The sequence below is a fragment of the Defluviitalea raffinosedens genome (assembly GCF_016908775.1).
Taxonomy (GTDB): domain Bacteria; phylum Bacillota; class Clostridia; order Lachnospirales; family Defluviitaleaceae; genus Defluviitalea; species Defluviitalea raffinosedens.
The window spans coordinates 1-3,419 of record NZ_JAFBEP010000040.1 but is presented as its reverse complement, the minus strand read 5'-3'; the positions used below and the strand labels follow the sequence as shown (position 1 = coordinate 3,419).

Genomic DNA, 3,419 nt, shown 5'->3' with positions numbered 1-3,419 from the left:
TGAGAAGTATAAAGAATAGTGGCTATATTATATGAGTTATCCCAAAAAGAGGGTTAACCTGCTTTTTAAAAACCGAGAACAAGTTGACACTGACAGGTTGAGCCTTTGAGTTTCAGGCAAAACACCGAAAATTGCAAAATTTGAATTTGATCAAAATTAGGTGGCACATATATTGGTTGAATTGTTCAAAATCAGCTAAGGAGCCTGCGATACTTCTATTGGAAAATTCATGTAGTGCAGGATGATTTCTTTTTGCGACATCTTTGTGTATAAAGAGTTCATATTAAAACCGATTTTCAACGATTATCTAATTTTTTGGGAAATACAACGATTCAGACAGCAATTCTTACGAGTTAAGACGTTATTTCAACAGGTTGCACAATTACCCTAGGAAATATATGGTATAAGTGATACTATGGAACCAGAGGTGACATTGATGAATGAAATTTCAATTCATAAAATTGGACAAGCATTAGGAACATATGTGGCAGAAAAAGTTTCCAGGGCGGATCAGACAGAAGTTATGTCTTTCGGTGCTGAAATTTTGGTAGGCAGTACTATTAAATTGTGTATTCTTTTTTCCTTTGCTTTCATCATGGATATTACTGTTGAAGTTGCGATATTGCTTATCGTAACTGGCATCATTCGCACCTTATCAGGTGGAGCACATTGTTCAGCATACTATAGGTGTTTAGCAACAAGTGTTTTCATATTAACAGTATTGGGATATTCTATCAAAGTAAATTACACATTCATCCGGCAGTTACATCCTGCTGTTTTACTTGGCATTCTCGTATTAACATTTGGTTTATATTGGATCTATCCTCCACAGGCTCCTTCCAATAAACCTTTTAAGGACAAGAAAATAGAATTAGCCTTCCGCTGGTACACATTACTAGCAGTTGTGATTTTATCTATTACTGCAATTGCCTTGGGGTCTAATAGCTTGCCTGCCTGGGTTATATCAATTGCACTGCTTTGGCAAGTTTTTACATTAACACCTGTGGGACATAGATTTATTGGCTTATGCGATTTCCTGCTTACTTTAAATAAGAAGGGAGGCGAATTAGAATGTTAAAATTTATTAGCAAATCTCTATTTCAAGGATTGGCAGCAGTGTTCGCTGTAGTGGCCATGACAAATATTGGAACAACAAGCATGTTTCTTATGTACCAGCCGGAGCCACCAAAGAACTTAAAAAAGTAGAAAAAACTCAAAGGCAACCGGCCATGGTAGTAGTATATAAAATATAACGGTAGTAAATTGAAAAGAAATTGAAGCCTTTATGGAATAAATTAAATAATGAGCGTTAATAGCAAACTTGTCGAAAGTCAAGGACGCAAAGCCAAAGGGTCTAAGGTGCTTAGTAACACTATGATAGCCTGGTTGCCGCATTTACTGTGTGTACTAAACCTGCCCGCTTTTCGTCTGGCAGGTTTTTCCCTTTTATTTTACTTGTTACGTGTTGAGTTTTTAGATTTGATATCGTGTATTTGAATGTAGATAAGTAGGCCGGTGCAAAGGTTGTCGAGCTACCAATGTCTTCAAAATTGCAGTAACGGAAAACAAAAAAGGGTATCAGGCATCATTTAGTTTCCAATAAAGCTTTAACTGTCGCTGACATAACCTTGAGACCGCGTTCATCACACTGATAAAGCAAGCGAGTAATTTGATCTATTTCATTATTGGTATGTTTACCTTCAGGATAGAAAATTGCGTCAGCTGATATGCCTAATTCGCGGATGAGACGAAAAAGAACACTATAGCTTGGCTTTTTATTTTCGTTTTCTATGGACATCAAATATCGGGGTGATATGTTTATTCTTTCTGCTAATTGTTCACGGGTAAGGTTATTGCTTTTTCTTGCAGCTTTTAGAATTTCACCTAAACTATCTAAATCATTGTGCATCATTGGTTCACCTCCGATAACAGTTTACAGTTCCTGTTTAGGAGGTTAAACGATACATGAGAGCTATAAAAATAAGAACTAATAGAGCGTATCATCATTAAACTCCATATTAGATATGGTTTACATTAAGTTATTAAGATAGGCGATACCCGCCAAATAAAAAAAAGCGTGAGTTTGGCGGGGTTTTCGCATGTTTAAAGAATTCCCCTTCAGGCTTACGGGTTTGGAGGGTTTTATAATGTTAATCCAGCATAATATGAAGGGTCATCATCCGCTAATAAATGGCGGTCGGGTTTGATAAAGCCGACATCATTTTTTGTCTCACAGCTAATCTCCAATTGTTAAAAAAAGCTCATTTTTATCACAGGGCAAATGTGGGCATCAAGTAGAACTAACAGAGCGTAATATTAGGAAACACAATAGCGCAGTTATAGAAAAAGCTTATTTGGATTGTATCCAAGTAGGCTTTTTTGTCGAAAAAAGGAGAATTGTATCGGGTGCCGTTCTCCTCCGCCTCTGTTTTGGTTTTTTAACACAAAAAAATCAAAACGGAGGTTCATATATGAAGATAATCAATTTACGGGATTTATACCCGTTTTATAAATCTGACTTTCTTATTGAAATTGCAGATGAAGTTGCAGAACTGATCAAACAGATAGAGCGAAAAGAACATGCAGACTATGAGCGCATACGCGTAAACAAGGCATACTACTCTCTTGACTCTGGTGATGGAATAGAAAGAGATATTGTTCTGCTTGTATTATCACCGGAAGAAATCTATGAACGAAAAATGAGCAAACAGGAATTATATGCTGCTATCAACAGCCTGCCGGAAAAACAGGCAAAGCGTATCTATGCGCATTTTTTTCTTGGCATGAGCAAATCAGAAATAGCCAGGATTGAAGGTGTTAACAAATGCCAGGTATCCCGTTCAATTGATAAAGCATTAAAGAATATTGAAAAATTTTTAAAAAAATTTCTTTAAGGGGTGCAACTTTTGGCCCAAAAATCTGCTGATTAGTAGAGGGACATATACTACCCCCTCAAGTGTTCTTTGATAATTGAATAAGTGTTTATCCGGTACTTTCCCCGTATGTCCTGAGAAGGAAAGCCAGATTGCAGGTACGCCAGGACCATCTGCCGGTATAACGCCGGTTTAACCGAAGGAGCAATTCCATTTATGGACTGGATGGAGGTAAGATGTGAGCGAAGAATACTTATGCAATAAAAAGTGTTGGTTACACTTTTGGCGATAACGCATACGGAGGGATAATGATACTTGCGCATAGTCGAGGTTAAGTCCCAGAGTGCGCCCCGGTCGCTGACGGGGAGGTGTGATTCCTATGAGGACGGTCAACCGCTGTCTGCCGGATATAACATTAGTATACAAAAACCAAAACAGTAACGCAGGATAGGTGGATTTATGTCAATATAGTAGACACAAAAACTCAAATTTTTATGCAGTTTTTCTTAAAGCATCTTCAAGCTGTTGAGGAGTCATATAACCGAT

At 37.5% G+C, this 3,419-nt stretch carries 4 protein-coding genes and 1 riboswitch; of the genes, 3 read left to right on the top strand and 1 reads right to left on the bottom strand.

Annotated features, from left to right (window positions below):
• Window positions 1-436: 436 nt before the first annotated feature.
• Both JOD07_RS15165 and JOD07_RS16050 read left to right on the top strand, forming a co-directional pair.
• Complete coding sequence (locus tag JOD07_RS15165) at window positions 437-1,078, top strand: accessory gene regulator ArgB-like protein (protein WP_204614624.1); 642 nt, start codon at window positions 437-439, stop codon at window positions 1,076-1,078.
• Entirely contained in the window at window positions 1,072-1,206 is a 135-nt protein-coding gene (locus JOD07_RS16050; protein WP_083225165.1) for a cyclic lactone autoinducer peptide, read from the top strand. The genes JOD07_RS15165 and JOD07_RS16050 overlap by 7 nt, the downstream gene beginning before the upstream one ends.
• Before the next feature lie 98 nt (window positions 1,207-1,304).
• A riboswitch (cyclic di-GMP riboswitch) is annotated at window positions 1,305-1,394 on the top strand.
• A gap of 191 nt (window positions 1,395-1,585) precedes the next feature.
• Here the strand turns inward: JOD07_RS16050 and JOD07_RS15155 are convergent.
• Entirely contained in the window at window positions 1,586-1,912 is a 327-nt protein-coding gene (locus JOD07_RS15155; RefSeq protein WP_204614622.1) for a helix-turn-helix domain-containing protein, read from the bottom strand.
• A gap of 559 nt (window positions 1,913-2,471) precedes the next feature.
• Between JOD07_RS15155 and JOD07_RS15150 the strand changes: the two genes are divergently transcribed.
• Entirely contained in the window at window positions 2,472-2,894 is a 423-nt protein-coding gene (locus JOD07_RS15150; protein ID WP_204614620.1) for a sigma factor-like helix-turn-helix DNA-binding protein, read from the top strand.
• The last annotated feature ends 525 nt before the right edge of the window (window positions 2,895-3,419 follow it).